Source organism: Actinomadura luteofluorescens (assembly GCF_013409365.1).
GTDB lineage: Bacteria > Actinomycetota > Actinomycetes > Streptosporangiales > Streptosporangiaceae > Spirillospora > Spirillospora luteofluorescens.
The window spans coordinates 5,130,733-5,154,175 of record NZ_JACCBA010000001.1; the positions used below are offsets into that span (position 1 = coordinate 5,130,733).

The following is a 23,443-nucleotide window of genomic DNA, read 5'->3' on the forward strand; positions in this document are numbered from 1 at the left end:
CCGCGCCGCGTCAGCGGCGGGTGTGCCGGGCGATGTGCCGGGCGACGGCCTCCGCGAGGACGGGCTCCAGCGGCCGGCCGCTGCCGGGGTCGGTCGAGAGCAGTAGCGGAGTGCCGTCCTCGCCCTTGCCGAAGCAGGCGACGCGACCGGTTTCGACGCCCACCGCCGGGTCGAGGACGTACGGATCCATGCTCGCCCACGTCACCTGCCGGTCGGGCGCAAGGCCCGTCCGGAGCCGCGCCTTGCGCATCTTCTTGTTGAGGCCGGGGAGCTGTGAGAGGGGAAAGTCGGGCACCAGTGGGACCGCGCGGCTCATCGAGTACGCGCGGCCCTCGGCGTCCAGGGCGAGGGGCCCGAGCAGCCAGCGGTGACCGACGACCACGACGCGGCCGGCGAGCTCGAACCCCCAGAGCTGCAACCGCTCGTTGGGCTTGCGCGCCTCCAGCACCGGGACGGGCGGGACGCCGGCGTCCCGGAGGTGGCGCGCCGCGGACGACAGGAGGTCCTGGACGCGGGCGACGACCCGCTGCCACTCGGGCAGGTCGCCGCGCCGCCGGGCGTTCTCGCCCGCGGCGTGCGCCGCCGCCTGCTCGTCGAGCCTGCGCCGCTCCGCCGACACCAGATCATCGAAGTCGGACACGTCGCCGTCCCTCCACGTCGCGGGCCTGGGAGCGCCGCGTGCACGGCGGCCGTCCCCCTGACGATCGCACACACGATCACGGCAGAACATCCCGGGAAATGCCGGGTATGCGGCCGGGGCGGGGTCGAGGATCATGCGGGCATGAAGCTGATCGGCGGGCTGCGCGGGCCCGCGCTGCCGACGACTCCGGCGGGGGTGGAGTTGTGCGCGGTGGCGGTGTTCGCGGGTGTGCGCGTGGTGAACCTGGCGCAGTTCGCCGTCGCGTCGCCGGTCGCCCTGCGGCAGGCGACCTCGCCGGTCCTGCTGCTGGTGGTCCTCGGCGGCTACCTGGCCGAGTCGGCGGCGGTCGGCGCGGTCGTGGCGGGCGCCCGCGCCTACCGCGACCGCCGCTGGGGCTGGGCCGACACGGCGACCGCGGGGGCGGTGCTGCTGGCCCAGCCGCTGTTCACCGCCCCGTCCGACCGGACGGGGAGCTGGACGGCGTGGGGGTTCGCCTGCACGCTGAGCTCCGCCGTGGGAGCGGCGGTCGTCTTCACGCGGCGGCGGCACGTCGCGGTCGCGGTCGCGATCCTCGCCGGGTGCTACCTGGCCGCGACCCTGCCGGGGGCGGCGGACGGCTCGGCGGCGACCGTGCTGGGCAACGCGTTCGCCTATGTCGGGTTCGCGGTGCTGGCCCGGCTGATGATCGGGTACCTGCGGCGGCTGGCGGGCGACGCCGAGCGCGCGCGGGAGGAGGCGGCGCGGGCGGCGGCAGAGGCGGCGCGGCTGAGGGAGCGGGAACGGCAGCGGCTCCTGCTGCACGACAACATCAGCGTGCTGCGGCTGTTCGCCGGGGGAGGCGTCCCCGAAGAGCTGGACGAACCGCTGCGCGCGCGGGCGATGGCGCTGGCCAACCGGGTCCGCGCCTTCCTGGACGACGCGGCGGTTGAGCCGCCGCCTGCGAAGGGTGCGGACGGCCGATCACTGGTCTCGGCGGTGCGGGCCGCCGTCGGCGACTACCGGGACCTGCCCGTCGAAGTCAGCGTAGACCTGGCCGGCGGTGTCCGCCTGCCGGAAGCCGCCGCCGGGGCCGTCCGCGCGGCCGTGGGCACGCTGCTGGCGAACGTGCGGGTGCATGCGGACGCAGCGAGCGTCGTCGTGCACGCCGACGCCGACCCCGCCGAAGGCGAATGGGAGGTGACCGTCACCGACGACGGCCGCGGGTTCGACCCGGCCGTCACACCGCGCGGCTTCGGGCTGCGCGTCCAGGTCGAGCAGGCTCTGGCCGCGCACGGGATCGCCGTGCACGTGCACTCCGTCCCCGGCGACGGCACCCGCGTCACGCTGCGCGGCGCCCTGCCCGGCGAACCCGCCCTGGCCGTCGAGCCGCAGGTCGCGTCATGACGGGCGAGCCGCGGGTGCGGGTCGCGGCGATCGACGACGACACCCTCATCCGGGACGGCCTCCGGGTCCTGGTGCCGGGCCTGGACGTCGTGGCCGCGTACCGGGACGTGGACGGGTTCCTGGCCGTCCGCCCACGCGTGGAGGTCGTCCTGCTCGACCTCACGCTGACCGGTACCGGGACCGATCCCGTCCTTCAGGGGACCGGCGCGGTGGCGGCGCTCGCCGCGGACGGGTGGCGCGTCCTCGTCTACACCAACGAGCGGCGCCGCGCCGTCCTGGTCGCCTGCCTGAACGCGGGGGCGCGCGGCGTCGTGCACAAGGCCGAGCCGCTGCCCGTGCTCGCCGGCGCCGCCGCCGACGTCGCGGCCGGCCGGATCGTCATCACCCAGGCCCTGACCGGGCTGGCGGAGCTGGCCGGACGGCGCGGCCGGCTGCCCGGCCTGTCGCCCCGGGAACGGGAGGTGCTGGCGGCACGGGCCCGCGGCGAATCGTTCCGCGGCATCGCGCGACGCCTGTTCATCACCGAGAAGACCGCGTCCGGATACATGGACCAGGTCAAGCACAAGTTCGCCGCCTACCTGCGCGAGCACTCGCCCGCCGATCTGGAGCGGGCGCTCGGGCTGGAACCCGCCGGGCTCACCGACCGGGATCCGCGCGACCCGCCTCCCTGACCGCTTCGTCATCCGGCTCCCGCACGTTCTCCACCGCCACCTCGTCCACGCGGACCGTGACCTCACAAGGAGCCGAATGCCACCCCTTCTCCGTTCGCTGCCCGGCACCGCCCGCTTCCGCGGTCTCCTCTCCGTGGCGGCGCTCGTGGTCTCGTTCCTGTGCGTCCTCGCACCGGGCGCGCGCGCCGACGCCCCGTCGCTGCACGCCGCCCCCTCGCACCCGACCAACCGCGAGCCCGTCACGATCAGCGGCAGGTTCCCGGGCGCCGCCGCGGGCCTGGACGTCGTGCTGCAACGGGAGGGCGGCATGTTCGGCGGCGAATGGGAGCCCGCCGCGTCGACCACGACGCGAAAGGGCGGCTCGTTCGCCTTCCGCCTCGGCCGCGTCGACGGCGACGAGACGTACCGGGCCGTGCTGGCGGGGGACGGGACGCGCAGGAGGTTCACCAAGGAGTTCGAGCTCGGCGTCCGGTACGAGTCGGTCGACCGGCGCTGGGTCCGCGGCGACGCCACCGGCAACCGCGGGACGTTCCTCGCCTGCTTCGACTCAGGTGGCGACCGGTGCGCGAGCGACGACGACGCGCACACCTCGCCCACCTGGCTCGCCGCCGTCCTGGTGCTGTGCTTCCTCGGCGGCGCCGCGCTGCTCGTGTGGGGCGCGATGGCGCTGCCCAAGAGGATGAGCGCCGCGGCGGCCGTCACGGGCCTGGTCGCCTGGGTTCCGCTGTTCGCCGACCTAGCCTTCGGGTACGCGATCCCCCGCATCGGGCTGGAGCGCAACGCCATCCTCGTCACGTTCCTGTACCCGCTCTACCTGCTCGTGCTGCTGCTCGGCATCGCCGTGACGATCGGCTATCCCTTGCTCATGGTCCGGCTGATGCGGGCGGACGTCCTGCCGCACGGCCGTCCCGGCAGGGCCGGGATGTTCGGCGCCGTGCTCGCCGTCCTGGTGATCTGGGGAGAGATCTACGAGCACGCGCCCGCCGTGGCGGCCGGACCCTTCGCGGTGAGGACGCACTGGCTCAACGACGCGGTGCACACCTGGACGCTGCAGTGGCCGGTGTCCGTGCTGTGGACGGTCCTGGAGTTCTTCGCGACACCGGCGGGCCTGGCCTCGTTCGGCGCCCTCGCCCTCGTGTCCGTGTCGCTGCCCGCTCCCCGGGGCCTGCCGGGCACGTCCGCGCTGACGCTGGCGCACGGCACCGCCGCGAACGTGTCGGCCTTCATCGCGGGCAGTGCCGCGGTCGCCGTCATCTCCATCGTCGCGTTCGCGGTCCTCGTCCTGGCGGCGGTCGCGCTGATGGCCTACGTGATGTTCTACATCCTGGTCGCCTTCATGACCGCGGCGATGCTGGCCTACCTCTTCAAATGAGCGCCGGCCGCCCGCGCTGGAGCTCCACTATGATCTCGCCATGTCGGTCCGGAAAGCGCCAGTATGAGCGGCCGCGAGCTCAGCGGAACCCTGGCACTACGGCGGTACTGGTGCCGGCCGGAGGAGCCCGTCCTACTGTGCCTGTACTGTCACGGCTCCACCCTGCGCTTCGATGTGGACGGCCACGACTGGCGGGGCATCCCGGGCGGCGCCGGACGGGCCGTGCTGAACGCCGTCGGAGCCGGCGTGGACTCGGCGTTCCGCGAAGACAGCCTCAGCCCACCGGCGATGGTGGTCTACGGGCCGGGCGGCGGCATGGCCGCGCGGGTGACGCTTCCCGAGTCCCAGGAGACCCGCTACTGGGTCCTGACCCCGTACCGGATCGGCATCGTCGCGATGGTGCAAGGCGAGGCCGCCGAATCAGCGCAGCCCGAACCGCAGGCTGGCGTGTTGTCACGGGCCCGCAGGATCGCCGCCGGGGCGGCGGAGTTCGGGCGCGCGCTCGCTCGCGACCATCCCTATCCACCGGGCGAACCGGTGCCGCTGTCCCGCGTCGCGGGCCTCGCCGAGATTCCGGCCGCGCAGATCGCGCACGTCGGCCTGGACCGGCGCAAGCTGCCGTCCGGGTTCCGTCCCCGCAAGGTCCCGGTCCTGCGGATCGGGCTCCACGACGGTTCCGGTTTCGACATCACCGCCCCTGACGACGAGGCGGCGGGACGGCTCGCCCGCCTTGCCGCGCAACGTTCCTGACGGGTGACCCCATGGCGCGCAACGAGCAGAAACTGTACGAGATCGCCCGCGCGCACTGGTGCGCGCCCGGCGAGAGGCTGGTCATGGGCGACCACGCGGCCGGGCACATCGGCGCGACCGTGCGGGGGGCGAGCGCCGCGCCGTGCCCGCCCGCCGTCCCGGGCGGTTCGTCGGTCCCGGACCCGTCCTGGCCCCTGCCGACCGATCCGGTCCGGGCGGGCCGCTTCTGGTACGACGAATGGGCCGACGACCCGGTGGTCTGGGGGTGGGCGCACGCGCCCGGACCGGACGCGGCGGCGGCCGCGGTCGCGGGCCACATGTCCGGGTACGCCGACGAGGCGTGGCTGCTGCTCACGGACCGGCGGCTCGCGGTGGCCGTGGAGTCGCGGTTCGCCCGTCCCGCGAGGCCGGGCGGTCTGCGCGGCCGCGTCCGCGGCGCCCGGGGCGACGACGACTCTGCCGCGCCCCTGACGACCTGCTGGGAAATCCCGTTCGCGGCGGTCCGCGGATTGCGGGCGGTGCCGCTCGGCCGCACCCCGCAGCCGGAATGGTTCCTCCGGATCGACTTCACCGACGGTTCGGCGTTCGACTTCCGCCCCCGCCGCGGCGCCAAGGCCCCGGACTACGCCAACTCGGTCAACACGGGCCTGGCCCCCCGCCACTGACCCGAGCGCGAGCGGTCGCCGAGCCGCCCGGCGACGCCGTCCGCCGGGCCGGACGACCCGACGCGGGCCACGGTCAGAGGTTCACGCGGTAGACGGTCGGCGGCCGGCCGGTGCGGCCTTGCTGCTGGCTGCCGATCGGGGTGGCGATCCCGGCTCGTTCCAGGCGCTTGAGCACGCGCCGCGCGGTGCGCTGCTGCACGACCAGATGCTCGGCGACGTCGTGCGCGGTCAGGCCGTCGGGGCGGTCGGTGACCAGTTCGCGCAGCCGGGTCAGCGTCTGCGCGTTGAGGCCGACGCGGCGGGCCAGCAGCGGCAGGCTCTCGGCGCCGCGTTCGGCCGGTGGCTCGTCGCCGTCGGCGGGCTCGATCACGATGTCGACGTCGTCGGCCATCGCGACCACGCCCACCGAGGCGCCGATCGCCTCCGCGCGGCCGAGGGCCCGCTTGGCCAGGGACTCCGCCTCCGCCGCCGTACGGCCGATGCCGAAGCCGACGTGCACGGTCGGGTGCCGGGCGGCGAGCCGGTCGAGCAGCGGCAGCCGGGTGAACTGCTCGGTGGCCTGCTCCAGGAGGCCGCGCGTGGTCACCATCAGGTGGCGCCCGCCGGGCAGCGGCGCAAGGCTGCCGCCCAGCGTCACCACGTCCGCCGCCAGGGTGTCGTCCGGGCCGGGGAGCTCGATCAGGCCCAGCGCGACCTGGGCGTCGCCGACCTGCTGCCCGACCGCGGTCAGGATGAGGGCCTGGATGGTGGACCGGATCGAGAAGCGCGACGGCGCCAGCCGCACGGTGTGCATCAGGGGCTCCAGCACGTGGTACGCGGAGCCCAGGCAGGTGATGGCCACCCGGGTGTCGTGCCGGTCGCGCGCGGTGCGGTGGAACTCGACGATGTCCTCGGAGGTGAGGCCGGCCCTGTAGGGCAGCACCTGGACCTGGTCGGTCGGCAGCTTGGCCTCGGTGAGGGTCTCCAGCACCTCGGCGCGCCGGAGCGTGTCGACCGAGATCCGCGTCACGTCGTGGCCCAGGCGCAGGAGCTCCACCAGTGCCCGCAGCAGTGTCGCGCCGTCGTAGGGGACGTACATCGAGGGCCGCGTCACCACGGCCGCGGCCGTGGTGTACGGGACCACGCCGGTGAACAGGAACGCGTCGACGTCCTCCGGGGCCGAGGCGACGACCTCCGCGGCCTCGCCCTCGTGCCGGTAGGCGAGGCCGGTCATGATGGCACCGCCCATCTCGGTGCCCACCGCGATGACGCGGTGGACCAGGTCTTCGGGACCCACGACCCCGATGGTGATGGGCACTCTCTGCTCCTTCTATTTAGGTCCAGCCCTCAACCGGCTAGGTTAGTGCACCGCTCCTGGGGTTTGTTAACTCCCCCGCTCGCCCTCTTGACGGGCTTCTTCAGGTGACATAACTTTCGGCCCAGACCGTAAAAGGGTGCGGCGCGACGGTGAGGAGAGGCATGGGCACGGACGGCGGACGGTTCCCCGATGTGCTGGCTCCGGGCGGCCGGACGATCGGAGCCGAGGAGCGGCGCGCGGTGCTGCGCGTCCTCGACAGCGCCGTGCTGTGCAGCACGTTCGGCACCGAGACGCGCGCCCTGGAGGCCGAGATGGCCGCGCTGTACGGCCGCCGCGCGGCGGTCGCGTCGAGCTCGGGCACGGCGGCGCTGCACCTCGCCGTCGCGGCGGTACGCCTCGACCCCGGGGACGAGGTCATCACCACTCCCATCTCCGACTTCGGAACCGTCGCGCCGATCCTCGCGCAGAACGGGGTTCCCGTCTTCGCCGACGTCGATCCGGCCACCGGCAACCTGGACCCCGCCGCGGTCGAGGCGGCGGTCACCCCGCGCACCCGGGCGGTCATCGCGGTGCACCTCTTCGGCGCGCCCGCCGACCTCGCCGGGCTCCGCGCGGTCGCCGACCGGCACGGCCTGATCCTCGTCGAGGACTGCGCCCAGGCCTGGCTCGGCACCACCCCCGGGGGCGATCCGCTCGGCACGGTCGGCGACATCGCGTGCTTCAGCCTCCAGCAGTACAAGCACATCACCGCAGGTGACGGCGGTCTGTGCATCACCGATGACGACGAACTGGCCCGCCGCATGCGGCTGTTCATGGACAAGGGCTGGGACCGGACGATCGGGCGGCTGCACCTGTCGCTCGGCCTCAACTACCGCATGACCGAACTCGTGGCCGCGGTGGCCCGCGCCCAGCTCGCCAAGGCCGCCGGAGTCGTCGCCCGCCGCGCCGAGCGCGCCGGGGAACTCCTCTCCTCGCTCGGGGACCTGGCCGGAATCGGCCTCCCCGATCCCGCCGGGCACGCCTGGTGGCTGTTCCCGTTCACGGTGCCGGACGACCCGGGCAACCGCGTCTGGGCGGAGGCGCTCGCCGCGGAGGGCGTCCCGGCGGTCGCCGGGTATCTGGAACGCCCCCTGTACGCCAACCCCGCCCTCGCCGACGAGCCCGTCTACGGTTCCTCGCGCTTCCCGCTGGAGGGCCGCTCGTATCCGACCGGGCTCTGCCCGAACGCGGAGCGGCTGATCGACCGGACACTGGTCGTTCTGCACTGGAACGAGGGCTACACGCCCGGCCACGTGAAGGCCATCGCCCGCGCGGTGCGCGGCGTCCACGCCCGGCTGGCATAGAGGCCGGGGCCGAGGCCGCCGGGCGGCGCGGGCGCGGTCCACACGTTGCCGGCGGGATCGGCCGCCGGTCGCCCGGCCGTCCCGCGGGGAGACGGGTCGCGAGGCGCTCACCGCGCTCCGCACCCCCGTTCCCGCACCGGAGCCGGCTGATCACTGCGCCGCGGTGGCGCGCAGTTCCTCCAGGCAGGCGATCACCCGGTCGCGTTCCGCGCGCGGCAGCGCGGGCCCGTACGGGTCGTGCGCCGCGTCCTCGGGGACGAGCCCTTCCCAGACCGCGGCCCACAGCATGCGCTGCACGTAGCCCTCGATCGGCGCGTAGAACGTCGCCGCCGCGAACCGGTCGAGCCGGTCGGAGGCCTCGACGAACGCCGCGTGGTCGCGTCCGGTCCAGGCCCGCAGCACGCGTGCGCTCAGCGCGGCCTGCGCCGCGGCGATGCCGACGAGCGCGGTGTCGGCGCCCCACATGAACGAGGGACCGAACATGCGGTCCTCGCCGGTGATGGAGAGCCTGCCGGTGCCGCGGCCCGCCCAGATCGCGTCCTGGCAGCCGATGGCGCTGTCGAGCGTCGCGGTCTTGACGCCGAGCATCGCGGGGAGCGCCAGCAGGTCGCGGATCAGCTCGGGCGGGTACGGATAGCCGCCCGCCTCCGCGTGCAGGTAGAACCCGACGAGCGGCAGCCCGCTCTCGGCGGCCACCCGCTGGTGCAGCCGTACGGCCTGGCCGTGCCCGTCGGGCTCCTCGCGGAGCGCGGCCAGCGGGTAGACCATGACGGCGTCCGCACCCAGCTCCGCCGCCCGCACCGCCATCGCCACCGTCGCGTCCGCGGCGGCGGCCAGGGTCGGGGCGGAGACCGACCGCGGCACGCCGACGCCCGCCACGATGGGCGCCGCGGTGGCCTGCCGCCAGGTCGTCAGCACCCTCGCGCGGTCGTCGGCGGCCAGGTGGAGCCCGCGACCGGTGTGGGCCCACACGGCCACGCCGCCGATGTCCTCGGCGGCGATCCGCGCGGCGTACGCCGCGAGGGCGTCGTGGTCCACGACGCCGTGCCGGTCCATCGGGGTCACCACGGCGGGCAGGAGCGTGCCGCGCAACCGGTCGACCAGATCGTGCATCGTCGTGTCTCCGTTCCGGATCACAGGTCGTGGCCGAGGCCGGGAGCGGTCGGGACGTCCACCCATCCGTCGACGGCGGTGAACACCGAGGGCGCCAGCGGTTCCTCCCGGACCAGCAGCGGCCCCACCAGGTCCGGGGGGACGGTGGCGCCCGGCAGCGCGGCGGCCAGGTGGAGCGCGGCCAGCGTCGCCACGCCCAGCTCCGGCATGGAGCCGATCTTGACCGCAAGCCCGGCCGCGTCCGCGATGGCCGCGATCCGCAGGGCGGGGTGCAGCCCGCCCACCTTGAGGATCTTGATGTTGAGCACGTCGGCCGCGCCGCGCCGGACGATCTCCAGCGCGTCCTGCGGCGACTTTATGCTCTCGTCCACCATCACCGGGACGTCCAGGCGCTCGCGGAGCCGGGCCAGGCCCGCCAGGTCCCAGTGCGGCAGCGGCTGCTCCAGCAGGGAGAGCCCGGCGTCGGCCATCCTGGCCAGCGCCGGCAGCGCGGAGAGGTCGTAGCCCTCGTTGGCGTCCAGGCAGAGTTCGGTGCCGGCGGGCAGCACGGCCCGGACGGCGCGCACGAGGTCGAGGTCCGCCCGGGGGTCGTGCCCGCCCTTGATCTTGATGTGCCGGAAGCCGCGCCCGGCGTAGTCCGCGGCCTCCGCCGCCATCTCCTCCGGCGTGCCGAGCCCGACCACCCAGGCGATCGGGACCCGGCTGCGCACCCGGCCGCCGAGCAGCGCGGTGACCGGCCAGCCGGCGAGCCGCCCGGCCAGGTCGTGCAGCGCGATGTCGAGGGCGGCCTTGGCGACGTGCTGGCCGCGCAGCGCGACGTCCATCGCGACGTGCGCGCCGGCCCGGTCGAGCGGGTCGAGGCCGATCAGGGCGGGGGTGAGGTGCTCCTCGACGGCCGCGGCGACGCCCGCCAGCGTCTCGCCGGTGTAGGCGGTCATCGGCGAGGTCTCGCCCACGCCGATCGCCCCGTCCGCCGTCTCCACCTCCGCCACCAGGCTGATCAGCTCCGTGCTGATCCCGCTGCTGATCTGGAACGGGCGGCGGTAGGGGGCCCGGACGACCCGCGTGCGGATCGCGGCGATCGGGCCCGCGGTCGCGGGTGGGCGCTCGCCGGGGCGGGGGAGGGCGACGCTCAAGGCTGACTCCTCTGCTGGGGTCGCAATGAGAGGGCAAATGATTTACGGTCTAGACCGTAAGTAGCGTGCTCGGTTGATGTCAATGCCACCGACGACTGGAGGGCGGCCCCATGCGCCTCGGCCTGTATCTGAACCTGTACGGTGACGCGGCGGACCGCCCGTCCCTGGACGACGCCGTCGAACAGGCGCGGCTCGCCGAGCAGGCCGGCTTCGACTGGGTCGTGCTGGGCGAACGCCACCTGCACCGGCCCGGCTACCACGAGATCCTCACCTCGCTGACCTGGATCGCGGCGCACACCGAACGCATCGGGCTGGCCACCGCCGGGATTGTCGCGCCGCTCTACCACCCGGTCGTGCTGGCCCAGACCCTCGCGCACATCGACGTGCTGTCGGGCGGCCGGCTGACGGCCGGGTTCGTGCTCGGCTACCGCCCCGAGGAGTTCGCCCTCTTCGGGGTCGCCCAGCGGGAGCGGGTCGCCCGGTTCGAGGAGTGCCTGGAGCTCCTCACCCGGCTGTGGACGGAGGACGAGGTGACGTTCGAGGGGAGGTTCACGCAGGTCCAGGAGGCGTTCCTGGCTCCGCGTCCCGTCCGGGCGCCGCGCCCGAGGATCTGGAACGGCGGCCGGGTCCCGGCCGTGCTGGAGCGGACCGCTCGCATGTGCGACGGCTGGACGACGTCGTTCAACGAGCTCGACGCCGACCTCCCCGGGAAGATCGGGGAGTACCGCGCGTACGAGCGGGGCCCCGGCACGCTGGGCGCCGAGGTCATCGTCTGCCGGGAGGGCTACTGCGCGCCGACCTCGCAGGGCGCGCGCGAAGCGCTGGAGGAACCGCTGCGCGATCTGTACGACGCGTACACGGGCTGGAAGCGCACGTCCTCGGACGCGGCACGCTACGCGCAGGGCTGGGACGAGATCGCCGCCCGGAGCGTGATCGGCTCGCCCGGCCAGTGCGCGGAACGGCTGGAGCACTACGCGGCGATGGGCGCCGACGGGGTCGTGCTGCGCGTCCAGCCGCCCGGCATGTCGCAGGCGGACGCCCTCCGCGCCATCGAGGCTTTCGGTCACGTCAATTCCGGCTGAGCCCGGAATTCGCGCCTGACCTTGGCCGCGGCGGCCGCGATGTCGGCCAGCGCGTCGTCGTCGGCCATCAGGAGGTTCTGCCGGAGCCAGACGACCGAGTCCTCGGCGGTCTCGGCCACCGGGCAGGACGCCTCGCCCACGTGCGGTCGGAGGGCGGTCTCCCTGGACAGGGAGCGGTACCCGGCGTCCAGCGGGACCCCCTCGGCCGCCATCGCCGCGATGAAGTCGGCCTTGGACCGCCCGCCGAACTCCGCCGGCGCGTAGCGCACGATGCCGAGGTGCCTGCTGTGCCGCGTCGTCCCCTCCGGCCCGGGCAGCAGGCTCAGCCCGCCGACCGCGGCCAGTTCCCCGGCCAGGTACGCGGCGGCGCGCTCGCGGGCGGCCACCTGGCCGTCGAGCAGGGCGAGCTGGGGAGCCAGCACGGCCGCCTGGAACTCCGTCATGCGCAGGTTCCAGCCGATCTCGGGGTGCTCGTACCAGCCGCCGCCGAGCCGCCGCCCGACGTTGTGCAGCGACCAGAGGCTCTCGTACACCGCCCGGTCGCCGGTCACGACGATGCCGCCCTCCCCGGCGGTCATCGCCTTGCTCGACTGGAAGCTGAAGCAGGCCACGGCGCCGAGCGACCCCGCCGGACGCCCGTGCCGGGCGGCGCCGTGCGCCTGCGCGGCGTCCTCCACGAGCGGGATCCCGAACGCCCGGAGGCTCTCGGTGTCCGTGGGGGCGCCCGCCAGGTGCACGGGCATGATCGCTCTGGTGCGCGGCGTGATCGCGCGTTCCACCGCCGCGGGATCCAGGTGCAGCGTGTCCGGGGTGACGTCGGCGAGCACGGGCCGGGCGCCCGCGAGCACCACCGAGGTCGCGCTGGCCACGAACGTGTAGGCGGGCACGATCACCTCGTCGCCGGGACCGACGCCGAGGGCGCGCAGTGCCAGGAAGAGCCCGACCGTGCCGTTCACCACGCAGACACCGTGCTCCGCGCCGACGGAGGCGGCGAAGGCCGTCGCGAACCCGGCGACCTTGGTCCCGCCCGTCGCTCCCCACGCGCCGCCGTCCAGCACCTCCAGCAGCTGCTCGCGCTGCTCGGGGGTGGCGGGCGGCGGCCAGGCGGGCCAGCCGGAGGTGTGGACGGGGGTGCCGCCGTCGAGGGCCAGCCTCATCGTGCTCCTTCCAGAAGCCGGGTCATCGTGCCGAAGAGGAGCAGGTCGCGGTCGGCCGGGTCGAGCCGTGCCAGCACGACGCGGCCGAGCCCGACGCGCAGGTCGAGGAAGAGCGCGTCCGAGCCGAAGACCATGCGGTCCGCGCCGGCGGCCGCCACCAGGCGGGCCAGGTGCCGGGCGGTCATCCGCGAGCCGCAGATCTCCAGCACCACGTTCGGGCACCGCTTCGCGACGTCCGCCGCGGCGGCGAAGCCGGAGGGCCACAGCCCGGCGTGGCCCATCAGCAGCGGGACGGTCGGATGGCGTCCGGCGACGGTCGCGAAGCGCGCCGGGCCGGACCAGGGCGAGCCGGACTCGCCGTGGGACAGCACGATCGCGCCGGACGCGGCGGCGACGGCGAACGCGGGCTCGTAGCCGGGCCCGTCGAGAGGGTGCCCGTGCGTCTCGGGATGCAGCTTCACCCCGATCACGCCGGGCTCGCCGAGGAGGTCGCGCAGCCGCTCGGGAGCCTGCGGATCGTGCGGGTCGTACACGGCGTACCCGAGGAACCGGCCGGGCCACCGGGCCAGTTCCGCGAGCAGGAGGGCGTTGCCCGCGCGGGCGTCCGGGCCGACGCCGAGCAGGTGCGAGACGCACATCGTGGCCACGCCGCAGCGGTCCATCACCGCGACCAGGCTCTCGGCCGAGGTGTCGGGGATGGCGAAGTTGAACCAGCCGCCGAGGTGGCCGTGGGCGTCGATGACCTTGCCGTGCCAGGCGTCCTGATCGTTCATCGGCCCTCGTGATCGAGTTCGAGCAGGTCGCGCGCGTTGCCGCCGGCGATCAGCGCGACGTCGGCGTCGGGGAGGTCGAGGTGGTCCAGCTGGAAGCGCGGCCCGGCGTCGTCGCTGATCGGCGCGCCCGTGCCGAACCACACGCGGTGCGCACCGTAGCGGCGGACCAGCCACTCGACGTGCCGGTGCCCGTTCAGCGTCGCGGTGTCGACGCCGATCCGGGGGTGGGCGTCCATCAGGTCGGCCAGTTCGCGCAGGCTCCGGTAACCGGTGCCGGTGAGGATGAGGCGCAGCCCGGGGTGCCGCGTCGCGAGCCGGTGGATCCCCTCGAACGTCGCCGACTCCCAGCCCAGCAGCACCGCCGTGCCCTGATCGGCCAGGTCGCCGGCCAGCGCCAGGCAGTGCGGACCGGTGAGCGCGAAACGGTGCTCGGCCGGGCAGAGCCGCACCAGCCGCGCCGCGCTGCCCCCGGTGCCGAGCGGTCCCGGCACCAGGACGGGCACCGGCACCAGCCGATCGGACACCGTCCGCGGCGGAGGGTCGGTCGGGTCGTAGAAGAGCGCGCGGGAACGCACGACGCAGGCGAGGTCGATGCGGTGCCGATCGAGTTCGGCGACCAGGCCCTCCTCGTCCGCGCTCGCCACGTCGTCACCGGGGATCGGACCGAGCACGCGGTCGATGTCGATGATCATGGACCGGTCAGCCCTTGAGCCCCGTCATCGCGATGCTGTCGGTGAGGTAGCGCTGGAGCAGGCCGAAGACCAGGAGGCTCGGCACCACCGTGATGGTCGCGCCCGCCATGATCTGGTTGATCGGCACGTTCTCGCTCTGCAGCGTCGCCAGCCCGACGGTGAGGGTCTGCATCTCGCCGGACTGCCCGATGACCAGCGGCCACAGGAAGTCGTTCCAGTGCCAGAGGAAGACGAAGACGCCCAGGGTGGCGAGTGCGGGACGCACCAGCGGCAGCACGATCGTGGTGAAGATCCGCCACTCCGAGGCGCCGTCCATCTCGGCGGCCTCGAAGAGCTCGTCCGGCAGCTGCACGATGAACTGCCGCATGAGGAAGATCGCCTGCACGTTGGCCAGCGTCGGCACGATCATGCCCCAGTAGGTGTCCACGCCGCCCAGCCGCGAGACCAGGATGTAGGACGGGATGAGCGTCGCCTGGAAGGGCACCATCAGCGTGGCGAGCAGCGCCCAGAAGAGCGCGTCGCGGCCCGGGAAGCGCTTCTTGGCGAACGCGTAGCCCGCCATGGACGCGAACAGCAGGATCAGCACGACCGACACGAACGAGAAGATCAGCGAGTTGAGCGTCCAGCGCGGGACGTCGGAGCTCGACAGCACGTGCTCGAAGTTCGCGAACGTGATCCTGTCGGGGATCAGCGCGTCAGGGAAGGTCTGCCCGCTCTCGGGGGCGAACGCGACGAGCACCATGGCGGCGAACGGGGTGATGGTGACGATCGCGGTGAGCACCAGCAGCACCGGCAGCGTGAGCCGCCCGGTGCGCGAAGCGGCGCGGGATGCGGCCATGGCGTTCAGTCCTCCCTTCCGAGGAACCGGCGCTGGACGAGCGAGACGCCCAGCACGAAGACGAAGATCACCAGCCCGATCGCACTCGCGTAGCCGAAGTCGAAGAACTTGAAGCCCGAGTCGTAGAGCATGTAGACGAGCGAGAAACTGGACCGCACCGGCCCGCCGCCGGTCATGACGTACATCGCGTCGAAGACCTGGAACGCGGTGATGGTCTCGATCACCATCACGAAGAACAGCACCGGCCGCAGCAGCGGCAGCGTGACGTGCCGGAACCGCTGCCACGGCCCGGCGCCGTCGATCATGGCCGCCTCGGTGTAGGACCGCGGGATCGCCTGCAGCCCGGCGAGCAGGATCAGCATCGAGTAGCCGAAGCCCTTCCACGCCGAGGTGAGCGCGATCGAGGGGAGCACCAGCTCGCCGCGGCCGAGGAAGTCGACCGGGCCGAGCGAGGCGAGCCCGAGCAGCCCGTTGACGAGCCCGTCCTCGGCGTCGTAGATCCACTTCCAGATCACGGCGGCCAGGACGATGCTCGTCACGTACGGCAGGAAGAAGATCCCCCGGAACAGCCCGCGCCGCCAGACCACCTGGTGCAGCATCGCCGCGGTGGCGAGCGACATGAGCACGGTCAGCGGCACGAAGATCACCACGTACAGCAGCGTGACCCTGAGGCTGTCCCAGAACAGGTCGTCGCCGCCGAGCCGGGTGTAGTTCTCGAATCCGATGAACGTCCACTCGCCGCTCAGCCGGTAGTCGGTCAGCGACAGCAGGACCGCCCCGAGCACCGGCCCGAACCGGAACACCGCGAACAGCAGGAGCATCGGGGCCGCGAAGAGCAGTCCCACCCGGGCCTGCCGGCGCCGCCGGGCCCGTCTCCGGCCGCCGGGAGGTGACGTGCCGCCCGCCGCCGCCGGGCCCGTCCCGGCGGTGCCGCCGGGTGGGGAGGCGACGGGAGCCGCGCTGGACATGGGCACAGGTGCCTCCTCCAGTCCGTGGCCGGGGCCGCCACGGCCGCCCGCCCGTTCGTTCGCGCTCATCCTCGGTCGGCTACCGCTGCCGCGCCAGCAGGTCGTCCGCCTGCTTCGCGGCGTCCTCCAGGGCCTGCTCCGGCGTCTTCTTGCCGGTGAGCGCGGCCTGGATCTCGGTGCGCAGCAGCGCCATGACCTGCCGGGCCGACGGGTTGGCGTCCCCCGGGTAGGTGTACTGCAGGGCCTCGGCGAACTTGGCGGCGCGCGGGTTGGGCGCCGGAACCTTCACGTCGGTGCGCGGGGACACGAAGCCCGACGCGGTGCCGAGGCTGGTGATCTGCTTCGGGTCGATCATGAACTTGAGGAACTTCTCGGCCGCCCCGGTGTGCTTGGACCTGGCGTTGACGGCCAGCCCGCCGGGAATGCCGAAGCCGACGCGCTTGCGGCCCATCAGCGGCATGCCGACGACGACGTTCTCCTGGCCCCAGGTCTTCGCCGCGATCTCGGCGTCGGCCGGGACGTTCATCAGCCCGGCGGCGACCTGCTGCTTGCCGAGCGCCTGGTCGGCGACCACGTTCTTGTTGGTGAGCGCGCTCTTCGGCACCGCGCCCTCCTTGTAGAGGTCGGTGAGGAACGTGAGCGCCTCCAGCCCCTCGGGGCTGTTGAAGGCCGCCTTCTTGCCGTCCGGGGAGAAGACGCTGCCGCCCGCCTGCCACAGCAGCGGGTAGAAGTTCATGTTGAGCGAGGCCTCGGGGGACGCCGAGTAGTCGAGCGTGGCGTAGCCCTTGGCCTTGAGCTTGGGCGCGGCCGCCCTGATCTCGTCCCAGGTCTGCGGCGGCGTGTCGATGCCCGCCTTCGCCAGCAGCTTCTTGTTGAAGATCATGCTGGTCACGGTGTGGTAGATGGGGACGGCGTAGAGCTTGCCGTCCACGCTGAGCGCGCTGAGCGCGTTGGGGAGGAAGGCGCCCTTGGCCGAGGACACCGCGCCGTCGACCGGCCTGAGCGTGCCGTTGGCGACGTACTGGGGGACCTGGTCGGGGCCGAGCAGCACGACGTCGGGGCCCTTGCCTCCGGACAGCGCGGTCGCGACCTTGGTGTCGCGCCCGTCCCACGGCTGGAGTTCGATCTTGAGGTCGGTGCCGGAGTTGGCGGCCTCGAAGTCCGTCTCGATCTTCTTCCAGTACGCGTTGTTCGCCTGGACGTCGGTGATGACCGGATACATCCAGAGGGTCAGCGACTTGTCGGAGCCGCCGGAGTCGCCGCAGGCGGCGGTGAACCCGGTGGTCAGCGTGAGTAGGGTGATCGACGCCGCGAGGCGGCTGCCACGGATCTTCATCGGGACGGACCCCTTAGTTCGAGGTGACGCGGGGGGGGGCAGGGGGCGGAGCGCGGGCAATAACGGTCTAGGCCGAAAGTAGCCGTGCTGGATTTCGGGTGTCAATGCCTGGGAACGATCCCGGGCATCTCCGCGCCGCCACGAACCCCGTGGTCCGCCCCGCGCACCACGGGCCCGCCACGAGAGGTGATCCACCGGAGGGCGCCGGTGTGCCGCGTGACCGGGGATCGAGCTCGTCGATCTCGATCGCGTCCATGATCGCTTACGGGACGCCACCCGTGGCGAACGAGGTCGCCACGGGTAACGTCTGTGCTGGACGCCGGCTGCCGGACGAGCTCTCGGATGCATGGATCGAGGGCGAAAAGCTCGCCTCGGCGACGCCTCACAGGTTTCGGTCAGGGCCGCTCACGATCGAGTCGGCCGTGAGCTCACCCGGCGCGGCAGCGGCCCACCGCGGCCTGTGCCCACACGCTCCCGCACCTGGCTCACCGGGCCGGTCCGGCCAAGGCGTGGAAACGCGACCTCTACATGGCTCGCGAGTCGGTTCCCGTGCTCCGCGAGAGGGGTGAAGGCAGGCCGAACAGATCGGCGGCGTTGCGCCACGCGACCTGTTCGGCCACCTCCTCGGAAAGGCCGGCGGCCGCGACCGCGCCGAACGCCGAGGCCGGATCGATGAGCGTCGAGTCGGTGCCGAAGAGCAGCTGCCGGGGATCGACGGCCGCGGCCACCTCCGCGAACCGCCCCGCCGGGGCCTGCGACCAGCACGGTTCGAGATAGACCCGGTCGCAGCCGTTCGCCGCCTCGATCGCGTGCCGGTACCCGTCCGCGCCCATATGGCCCGCGATCACCTTCAGGCCCGGGGTCTCCTCGCAGAGCGCGGCGAGGTCGAGCACCGACGTCCCCCACGTGTGCACCAGCGCCGGGCAGCCGAGCGAGCCGAGCAGGGCGAGGGCGTCGCGCATCTGCGGCGAGGTCACCGGCGACCCGGTGTAGTCGGTGTGGATCTTCGCGCCGACGAACCGCCCGGTGGGCAGGTAGGCGTCGAGGTCCCTCTCGGCCTCGGCGAGTCGCCGCGGGTTGACCGTCACATACCCGTAGAGCCGGTCGGTCGCCCCGAGCACCTCCGCCAGCGCGCGGTTGCCGCGCGGCGCGTCGTAGACGACGGCCTCGGTCGCCGACACGATCGCGACGTCGATGCCGTAGCGGTCCATGGTCCGCAGGCTCAGGGCCGTCACGTCCATGGTGAAGAACCAGGGGCCCCAGTGGGCGTGCACGTCGATGATCACGAGGCGGCTCCGGGGTCGAGTCCGAGGAGGCGGCGGGCGGTGCCGCCCGCGACGGCGGCGACGTCGGCGGGGGCGAGCCCGCTCGTGGCCAGGCGCAGCAGCGGCACGGTCGTCTCGGCGTGCGGCGTGCGCGAGCCGAACACCAGCCGGTCCGTGCCCAGGCGGGCGGCCACGGTCTCCAGCGCGTCGGGGGAGTTGAGGAGGCGGGTGGAGGTGTGGAACCCCGGCTCGTCGGCCGCCGCGACCAGGAAGTCGCCCAGGTGGTAGAAGTGCGTGTCGAGGAAGACGACGGTGGCTCCGAGGCCGCCGAACGGGCGCCAGAACCGCCGCACGTCGCCGCCCGTGAGCACGACCAGGCCGTGCCCGGCGGCGCGCTTGGCGACGTGCCGGACGGACGGGAAGCCGGCCTCCACGTTCTGCTCGTCGGGGAACAGCCGTACCGCACGCACCGACGCGGCGGCCAGCCGGTCGACCTCCGCCGCGGCGCCGATCGGGTCGCGCAGGTCGACGGTGCCGACCGGGACCACCTCGGGACGCTCGGCGGCCAGGGCGAGGACCTCGTCATTGCCCGAGACCATGTCGAACAGCGCGGCGCGCAGGCTCGCCACCGCCGCGCCCGCGACGCGGTGCGCGGCGAGGGTGCCGAGGACCGCCTCGGGGGTCCCGGACGGGCCGTCCCGATCCGGATGGGCGCCGACGAGGACGTCGAGATCGAGGGTGACCTCGAGCTCCCCGAGCAGACCTTCCGTCGAGAATGCCGTCATCGAACCACTCTCTCTCTGATATCGGTCAAGACCCTAAGCGGGCGGTCCGCTCGACAGCAAGGGCGAGAACGCATTGACGAGCACCGCGGCATCTGATTACGGTCCAGGCCACAAGTCTATCGAGGAGGTACGGCATGCACTCCAGCCGTTCCCGCCGCCAGGCCCGGGCCGTGATCGTCTCTGCCCTCCTGGCCGCAACCGCCCTCTCACCGGTCACCCCGGCCCTCGCGGCGACCGCCTCACCGGCGTCCTGCTCGGCGCCGGGCTACACGACGTTCGGCCCCGCGTCCCTGACCGGCGCGATCGTCGGGGCCACGGTGCTCGACGGCAAGGCCTACGTCGTCACCCGGGGCCTGAAGCCGCCGCTGCTCGCCGAGATCGACCTCGCCACCAGGAAGGTGGTCCGCGAGGTCAGGCTGCCCGACGCGCCCGCCGCGGGGGAGGCCGAGGGAGCCTGGGCCACCACCGTGTCCGGCGGCAAGATCTACATCGGCACCTACCCGGTGCCCGACCTCTACAGCTTCGACCCGGCGACGGGCGAGGTGAAGCACCTGGGCTCGTTCGGCCGCAACGGCGGTTTCATCTGGAGCCTGACCACCGCCCCCGACGGCACGATCTACGCGGGCACCTACCCCGACGGCAGGGTCCGGGAGTACGTGCCCGCGACCGGCGCCGTGCGCGACTTCGGCGTGCTCGCCGCGGGCGAACGCTACGTCCGCGCGGTCGCGGCGGACGCCGACAACGTCTACGCGGGGCTGCTCGACAAGGGCAAGCTGGTCGCGATCCGGCGGTCGGACGGCGCCGTGCGCGAGCTGGCACAGGGCGCCACCGGGATCGGTGCGGTGGCCGAGCACGGCGACCGCGTGCTCGCCGCGAGCGGCACGACGCTCCTCGACGTCCGCAAGGACGGCACCGACCTGCGCTCGATCGAACTCGGCGGCAACTCCCTCGACACCATCGCCTTCGGCGCCGACGGCACGGCCTACCTGGCGTCCCGGCCCAACGGCACCATCTACCGGTACCGCACCGGCGACACCGCGCCCACCGAGCTCGGCACGCCGCGGCTCGGAGAGGAGACGCGCAGGCTGGTACCGGACGGCGACCGGCTCACCGGTTTCTCCGGCAGCGGCGGCATGTGGTCGATGGACCTCACCACGAAGGCCGTCACCTACACCGACCTCATCGATGCCGGCCTGACGACCGGCTCGGAACGGCCCCAGTCGATCCTGCTCGACCCCGGCCGCCGTGAGCTCTACGTCGGCGGGCACTACTCGGTGACCGTCCGGGACCTGCGCACGGGCGGGAAGCGGCGGCTGTGGGTGCCGGGCGAGCCGAAGGCGATGGTCCGGCGCGGCGGCAAGGTGTACGCCGCGATCTACCCGAGCGGTCAGATCATCGAGCTCGACCCCCGCACCGGCGGGATCCGGAGCCTCGGCTACCTCGGCCAGGGGCAGCAGCGCCCGTGGGACCTGGAGTACGACCCCCGCACCGACAAGCTGCTCGTCGCGACGGCGCCGCTCGGCGCCAACCTCAAGGGCGCGCTGTCGGTGGTCGACCCCGACACCGGCGACAAGCAGGTGTACGTGGACGTCATCCCCGACCAGAGCCTGATGAGCCTCTCGCTCGACTCCGCCGCGGGCATCGTCTACCTGGGCGGCGACGTGCTCGGCGGGGGAGGCACGCCGCCGGTCAGGACGTCCGCGTCGGTCGCCGCGTTCGATCTCGGCACCCGCAAGGTCCTCTGGCAGACCGACCCCGTGCCGGGCTACCGGACGTTCCAGGACGTCAAGGTGCACGACGGCGTGCTGTACGGGGTCTACAAGCGCACCGCGAGCTGGTTCGCGATGGACCTCGCCACCCGGACGATCACACACCAGGGCCCGCTGCCCGGGTACGGCGAGATCGAGGTGCATCGCGGACGGGTGTTCGCCTCCACCTACTTCGGCGGGGGGAACGTCCATGTGCTGGGCACCGAGGCCAAGCTCGTCGCGACCGGCCTCGGCGACGAGTGGTACACCGACCCGCAGCTGGCCTTCGAGCCGGGCTCCTGGAACGCCTGGGCCCTGATCGGCCGCGACCTGGCCCGGATCAGGCTCGACCCCCGGTGCCCCGCACTGACCGTTCCCGCCAAGGTCACCCAGTGATCGCGATGCGGACCAGGTTGCGGCCCTTCACCCCGTAGAGCGCGCGGCGCGAGGGGTCGAGGGCGAGCTTGGGCTCGCCGCCGAACCACTCGCCCGCCAGCCCGCCGGCGATCGTCTCGACGGCGAGGGCGGCCAGGTCGATCTTGTAGACGGCCTGGCCGTCCGTCGTGTACGCGCTGCCGCCCACGATGTGCAGGTCGGAACCGCGCGTGCCGACCTTCACCGTCCGGGTCACCTTCCGGCGGCGCAGGTCGAACTCGAAGAGCACCCCGGTGTCGGTGACGCCGTAGACGGCCCGCTCGGTGTGCGCGATGCCGGGGACGACCTTCGCGCCGGGCACCGGCTCCACCTGCCAGAGCAGCCTGCGGCGCCGCAGGTCGTACGCGGCGAGCCGGGCGGTCGTCGTCACGGGGGGCAGGCCGAGCCCCTCCTGGATGTTGGTGCCGATGTAGGCGACGCCGCGCCGGCACGTCACCGCGTAGAGGCTCTGTCGCTCGACCAGGGGCCGGTGCGTCTCGAACCTTCCGGTGCGCGGCGAGTAGAGCGACAGCGCCCCGTTGACCTGCCCCGGCTCCGGCTGGGTCGTCATCGCGATCAGGTCCGTCGACGGGTCGTAGGCCAGGTCGCGCGGCCGGTCCTGCTGGTTGCCCGTCTTGGCGAGCAGCTTCGCCTCGGCGTCGCCCGGCCGGTGCGAGTAGAGCAGGCCCTGCGTGTAGACGCCGAGGTAGGTGCGATCGCGCACGGTCAGCGCGGTCTTGGGCTCGCCGGGGATGCCCAGCCGCGTGCGGGACCTGGTGGCGATGTCGTGGATGTCGGCCCCGCCCTTGCCGCCCACGTAGACGCGGCGGCCGTCGGAATGCACCGACATCGGCTGCTCCGGCGCGGCCTTGAACCCCCGCTGGACGAGACTGACGTAGGCCAGCGCCTTGGTGGCCGGGTCGAACACCAGAACGGCGCCGTCCTGGACCCCGTACACCTTCCCCTCGTGCGCGAGCAGCCGGTGCGTGGCGGCCTCCGGCGCCCCCATGCCGAGCGTCTCCACCTCGCCGCCGTCGAGCGAGCAGCGGTAGAGCGTGCCCGAGGGGCGTCCGGTGAAGTAGACGAAGCCGTCGTGGAGGAGCACGGACGGGATGTACTTCTCGGACGTGGTGATGACGCGGTGGTCGGCGGGGTCGCTCTTGGACATCACCAGGACCTCGCCGTTGGACGAGATGCCGCCCGCGAGGTGGGTGCCGGAGATGTCGAGGCTGGCCACGAAGTCGCGTTCGGCGAGCGCGGCCGGGAGGATGTCGCGCTTGGCGCCGGTGGCGCGGTCGATCGTCACGAGGTGGGCGTTCGCGCCGACGCCCGCGTAGATCGTCGTCTCGTCGGCGGCGATGCTGCGCACGTACGCCTCGCCCTCGACCGTGACGCCGAGGTCGCGGCTCGCACCGCTCGCCGGGTCGTACTCCACCACGCGGCCCGGCTCGGAGATGGCCAGGAAGACCTTGCCGTCGGGGGACGCGGCGAGGTTCCAGATGAAGTGGTAGGGGTAGGCGCCCACCTTGGCCGCCGAGCCGGTCAGGGTGTCGAGGCGGTAGAGGTCGGACTGGCTGTGCGTGCCCACGTAGACGTCGGTGCCGACCTTGCACATCGCCCAGACGCCGATGCCGGTCGGGATGTCGACGTGGGCGGTCACGGCGTCCTTGGCCAGGTCGTAGGCCCCGACGACGTTGGGGGACAGGCCGCGGGTGCCGGCGTAGAGCACCCCGTTCACGAACTCGCCGTTGCCGAGCGGGGTGCTGACGCTGGCCGGGCCGAGATCGGTGACGGTCCCCTCCACCTCGTGCGGGGCGCGGCCGGAGGCTCTCGCGAGCCCGGGGGACAGGACGGGGGTACCGCTCGCGACGGCGGCCGCCGCGGCCGTCTGGAGGAACTGGCGACGCTGGATCACAGGGAAACCTTTCGGTCAGGACCGGAAGCTCCCTCTCACACTAGCCCCTGCCGTCTTTTCGGTCAGGACCCAAATTCGCGGAGGTTGTGGAGCGGACCTC

The 23,443-nt window shown here is 73.3% G+C and carries 21 protein-coding genes; 8 read left to right on the top strand and 13 right to left on the bottom strand.

Annotated elements, in window-relative coordinates; translation table 11 throughout:
- Positions 1–10 precede the first annotated feature (10 nt).
- Entirely contained in the window at positions 11–640 is a 630-nt protein-coding gene (locus BJY14_RS23875; RefSeq protein ID WP_179845666.1) for a hypothetical protein, read from the bottom strand.
- Between the two features lie 141 nt (positions 641–781).
- On the opposite strand from BJY14_RS23875, the gene BJY14_RS23880 reads away from it, so the two are divergent.
- The 5 genes from BJY14_RS23880 to BJY14_RS23900 all read left to right on the top strand — a co-directional run bounded on the left by BJY14_RS23880 (position 782) and on the right by BJY14_RS23900 (position 5,481).
- On the top strand, positions 782–2,023 hold the full coding sequence (locus BJY14_RS23880; protein ID WP_179845667.1) for an ATP-binding protein: 1,242 nt from the start codon (positions 782–784) through the stop codon (positions 2,021–2,023).
- Complete coding sequence (locus BJY14_RS23885; protein ID WP_179845668.1) at positions 2,020–2,694, top strand: LuxR C-terminal-related transcriptional regulator; 675 nt, start codon at positions 2,020–2,022, stop codon at positions 2,692–2,694. The genes BJY14_RS23880 and BJY14_RS23885 overlap by 4 nt, the downstream gene beginning before the upstream one ends.
- Before the next feature lie 76 nt (positions 2,695–2,770).
- On the top strand, positions 2,771–4,066 hold the full coding sequence (locus BJY14_RS23890; protein WP_179845669.1) for a hypothetical protein: 1,296 nt from the start codon (positions 2,771–2,773) through the stop codon (positions 4,064–4,066).
- A 63-nt stretch (positions 4,067–4,129) separates the two neighbouring features.
- Entirely contained in the window at positions 4,130–4,816 is a 687-nt protein-coding gene (locus BJY14_RS23895; protein ID WP_179845670.1) for a hypothetical protein, read from the top strand.
- A gap of 11 nt (positions 4,817–4,827) precedes the next feature.
- Complete coding sequence (locus BJY14_RS23900; RefSeq protein ID WP_179845671.1) at positions 4,828–5,481, top strand: hypothetical protein; 654 nt, start codon at positions 4,828–4,830, stop codon at positions 5,479–5,481.
- 73 nt (positions 5,482–5,554) lie between these two features.
- On the opposite strand, the gene BJY14_RS23905 is transcribed toward BJY14_RS23900, so the two are convergent.
- The gene (locus BJY14_RS23905) at positions 5,555–6,778 is read right to left on the bottom strand and encodes a hypothetical protein (RefSeq protein ID WP_179845672.1); all 1,224 of its coding nucleotides are present in this window, start codon (positions 6,776–6,778) and stop codon (positions 5,555–5,557) included.
- A gap of 161 nt (positions 6,779–6,939) precedes the next feature.
- On the opposite strand from BJY14_RS23905, the gene BJY14_RS23910 reads away from it, so the two are divergent.
- Positions 6,940–8,121 (top strand): DegT/DnrJ/EryC1/StrS family aminotransferase, encoded by a 1,182-nt coding sequence (locus BJY14_RS23910; RefSeq protein ID WP_179845673.1) that lies wholly within the window; start codon positions 6,940–6,942, stop codon positions 8,119–8,121.
- Positions 8,122–8,271: 150 nt separating this feature from the next.
- On the opposite strand, the gene BJY14_RS23915 is transcribed toward BJY14_RS23910, so the two are convergent.
- Together BJY14_RS23915 and BJY14_RS23920 are read right to left on the bottom strand one after the other, a co-directional pair.
- Entirely contained in the window at positions 8,272–9,234 is a 963-nt protein-coding gene (locus BJY14_RS23915; RefSeq protein ID WP_179845674.1) for a dihydrodipicolinate synthase family protein, read from the bottom strand.
- A 20-nt stretch (positions 9,235–9,254) separates the two neighbouring features.
- On the bottom strand, positions 9,255–10,370 hold the full coding sequence (locus BJY14_RS23920; protein ID WP_179845675.1) for a mandelate racemase/muconate lactonizing enzyme family protein: 1,116 nt from the start codon (positions 10,368–10,370) through the stop codon (positions 9,255–9,257).
- Between the two features lie 110 nt (positions 10,371–10,480).
- On the opposite strand from BJY14_RS23920, the gene BJY14_RS23925 reads away from it, so the two are divergent.
- Complete coding sequence (locus BJY14_RS23925; protein ID WP_179845676.1) at positions 10,481–11,452, top strand: LLM class flavin-dependent oxidoreductase; 972 nt, start codon at positions 10,481–10,483, stop codon at positions 11,450–11,452.
- On the opposite strand, the gene BJY14_RS23930 is transcribed toward BJY14_RS23925, so the two are convergent.
- The 8 genes from BJY14_RS23930 to BJY14_RS23965 form a co-directional block, all read right to left on the bottom strand.
- Positions 11,434–12,609: a DegT/DnrJ/EryC1/StrS family aminotransferase gene (locus BJY14_RS23930; RefSeq protein WP_179845677.1), complete on the bottom strand. Its 1,176-nt coding sequence runs from the start codon at positions 12,607–12,609 to the stop codon at positions 11,434–11,436. The genes BJY14_RS23925 and BJY14_RS23930 overlap by 19 nt on opposite strands.
- On the bottom strand, positions 12,606–13,382 hold the full coding sequence (locus tag BJY14_RS23935) for an amidohydrolase family protein (RefSeq protein WP_179845678.1): 777 nt from the start codon (positions 13,380–13,382) through the stop codon (positions 12,606–12,608). Before BJY14_RS23935 ends, BJY14_RS23930 begins: the two co-directional genes overlap by 4 nt.
- Positions 13,379–14,074: an amidohydrolase family protein gene (locus BJY14_RS23940; RefSeq protein WP_179845679.1), complete on the bottom strand. Its 696-nt coding sequence runs from the start codon at positions 14,072–14,074 to the stop codon at positions 13,379–13,381. The genes BJY14_RS23935 and BJY14_RS23940 overlap by 4 nt, the downstream gene beginning before the upstream one ends.
- Before the next feature lie 7 nt (positions 14,075–14,081).
- The gene (locus BJY14_RS23945) at positions 14,082–14,912 is read right to left on the bottom strand and encodes a carbohydrate ABC transporter permease (protein WP_179845680.1); all 831 of its coding nucleotides are present in this window, start codon (positions 14,910–14,912) and stop codon (positions 14,082–14,084) included.
- Positions 14,913–14,917: 5 nt separating this feature from the next.
- Positions 14,918–15,880: a carbohydrate ABC transporter permease gene (locus BJY14_RS23950; protein ID WP_179849585.1), complete on the bottom strand. Its 963-nt coding sequence runs from the start codon at positions 15,878–15,880 to the stop codon at positions 14,918–14,920.
- 79 nt (positions 15,881–15,959) lie between these two features.
- Positions 15,960–17,216, bottom strand: coding sequence for an ABC transporter substrate-binding protein (locus tag BJY14_RS23955; RefSeq protein ID WP_179845681.1), 1,257 nt, complete (start codon positions 17,214–17,216; stop codon positions 15,960–15,962).
- Positions 17,217–17,740: 524 nt separating this feature from the next.
- A complete protein-coding gene (locus tag BJY14_RS23960; RefSeq protein ID WP_179845682.1) occupies positions 17,741–18,502 on the bottom strand; it encodes an amidohydrolase family protein in 762 nt (253 codons plus the stop codon).
- A complete protein-coding gene (locus tag BJY14_RS23965; RefSeq protein WP_179845683.1) occupies positions 18,499–19,266 on the bottom strand; it encodes an amidohydrolase family protein in 768 nt (255 codons plus the stop codon). The genes BJY14_RS23960 and BJY14_RS23965 overlap by 4 nt, the downstream gene beginning before the upstream one ends.
- 134 nt (positions 19,267–19,400) lie before the next feature.
- Between BJY14_RS23965 and BJY14_RS23970 the strand changes: the two genes are divergently transcribed.
- Positions 19,401–21,410, top strand: a complete 2,010-nt coding sequence (locus tag BJY14_RS23970) for a PQQ-binding-like beta-propeller repeat protein (RefSeq protein ID WP_179845684.1) — start codon at positions 19,401–19,403, stop codon at positions 21,408–21,410.
- On the opposite strand, the gene BJY14_RS23975 is transcribed toward BJY14_RS23970, so the two are convergent.
- Positions 21,400–23,343, bottom strand: a complete 1,944-nt coding sequence (locus BJY14_RS23975; protein WP_179845685.1) for a WD40 repeat domain-containing protein — start codon at positions 23,341–23,343, stop codon at positions 21,400–21,402. The genes BJY14_RS23970 and BJY14_RS23975 overlap by 11 nt on opposite strands.
- Positions 23,344–23,443: the final 100 nt, after the last annotated feature.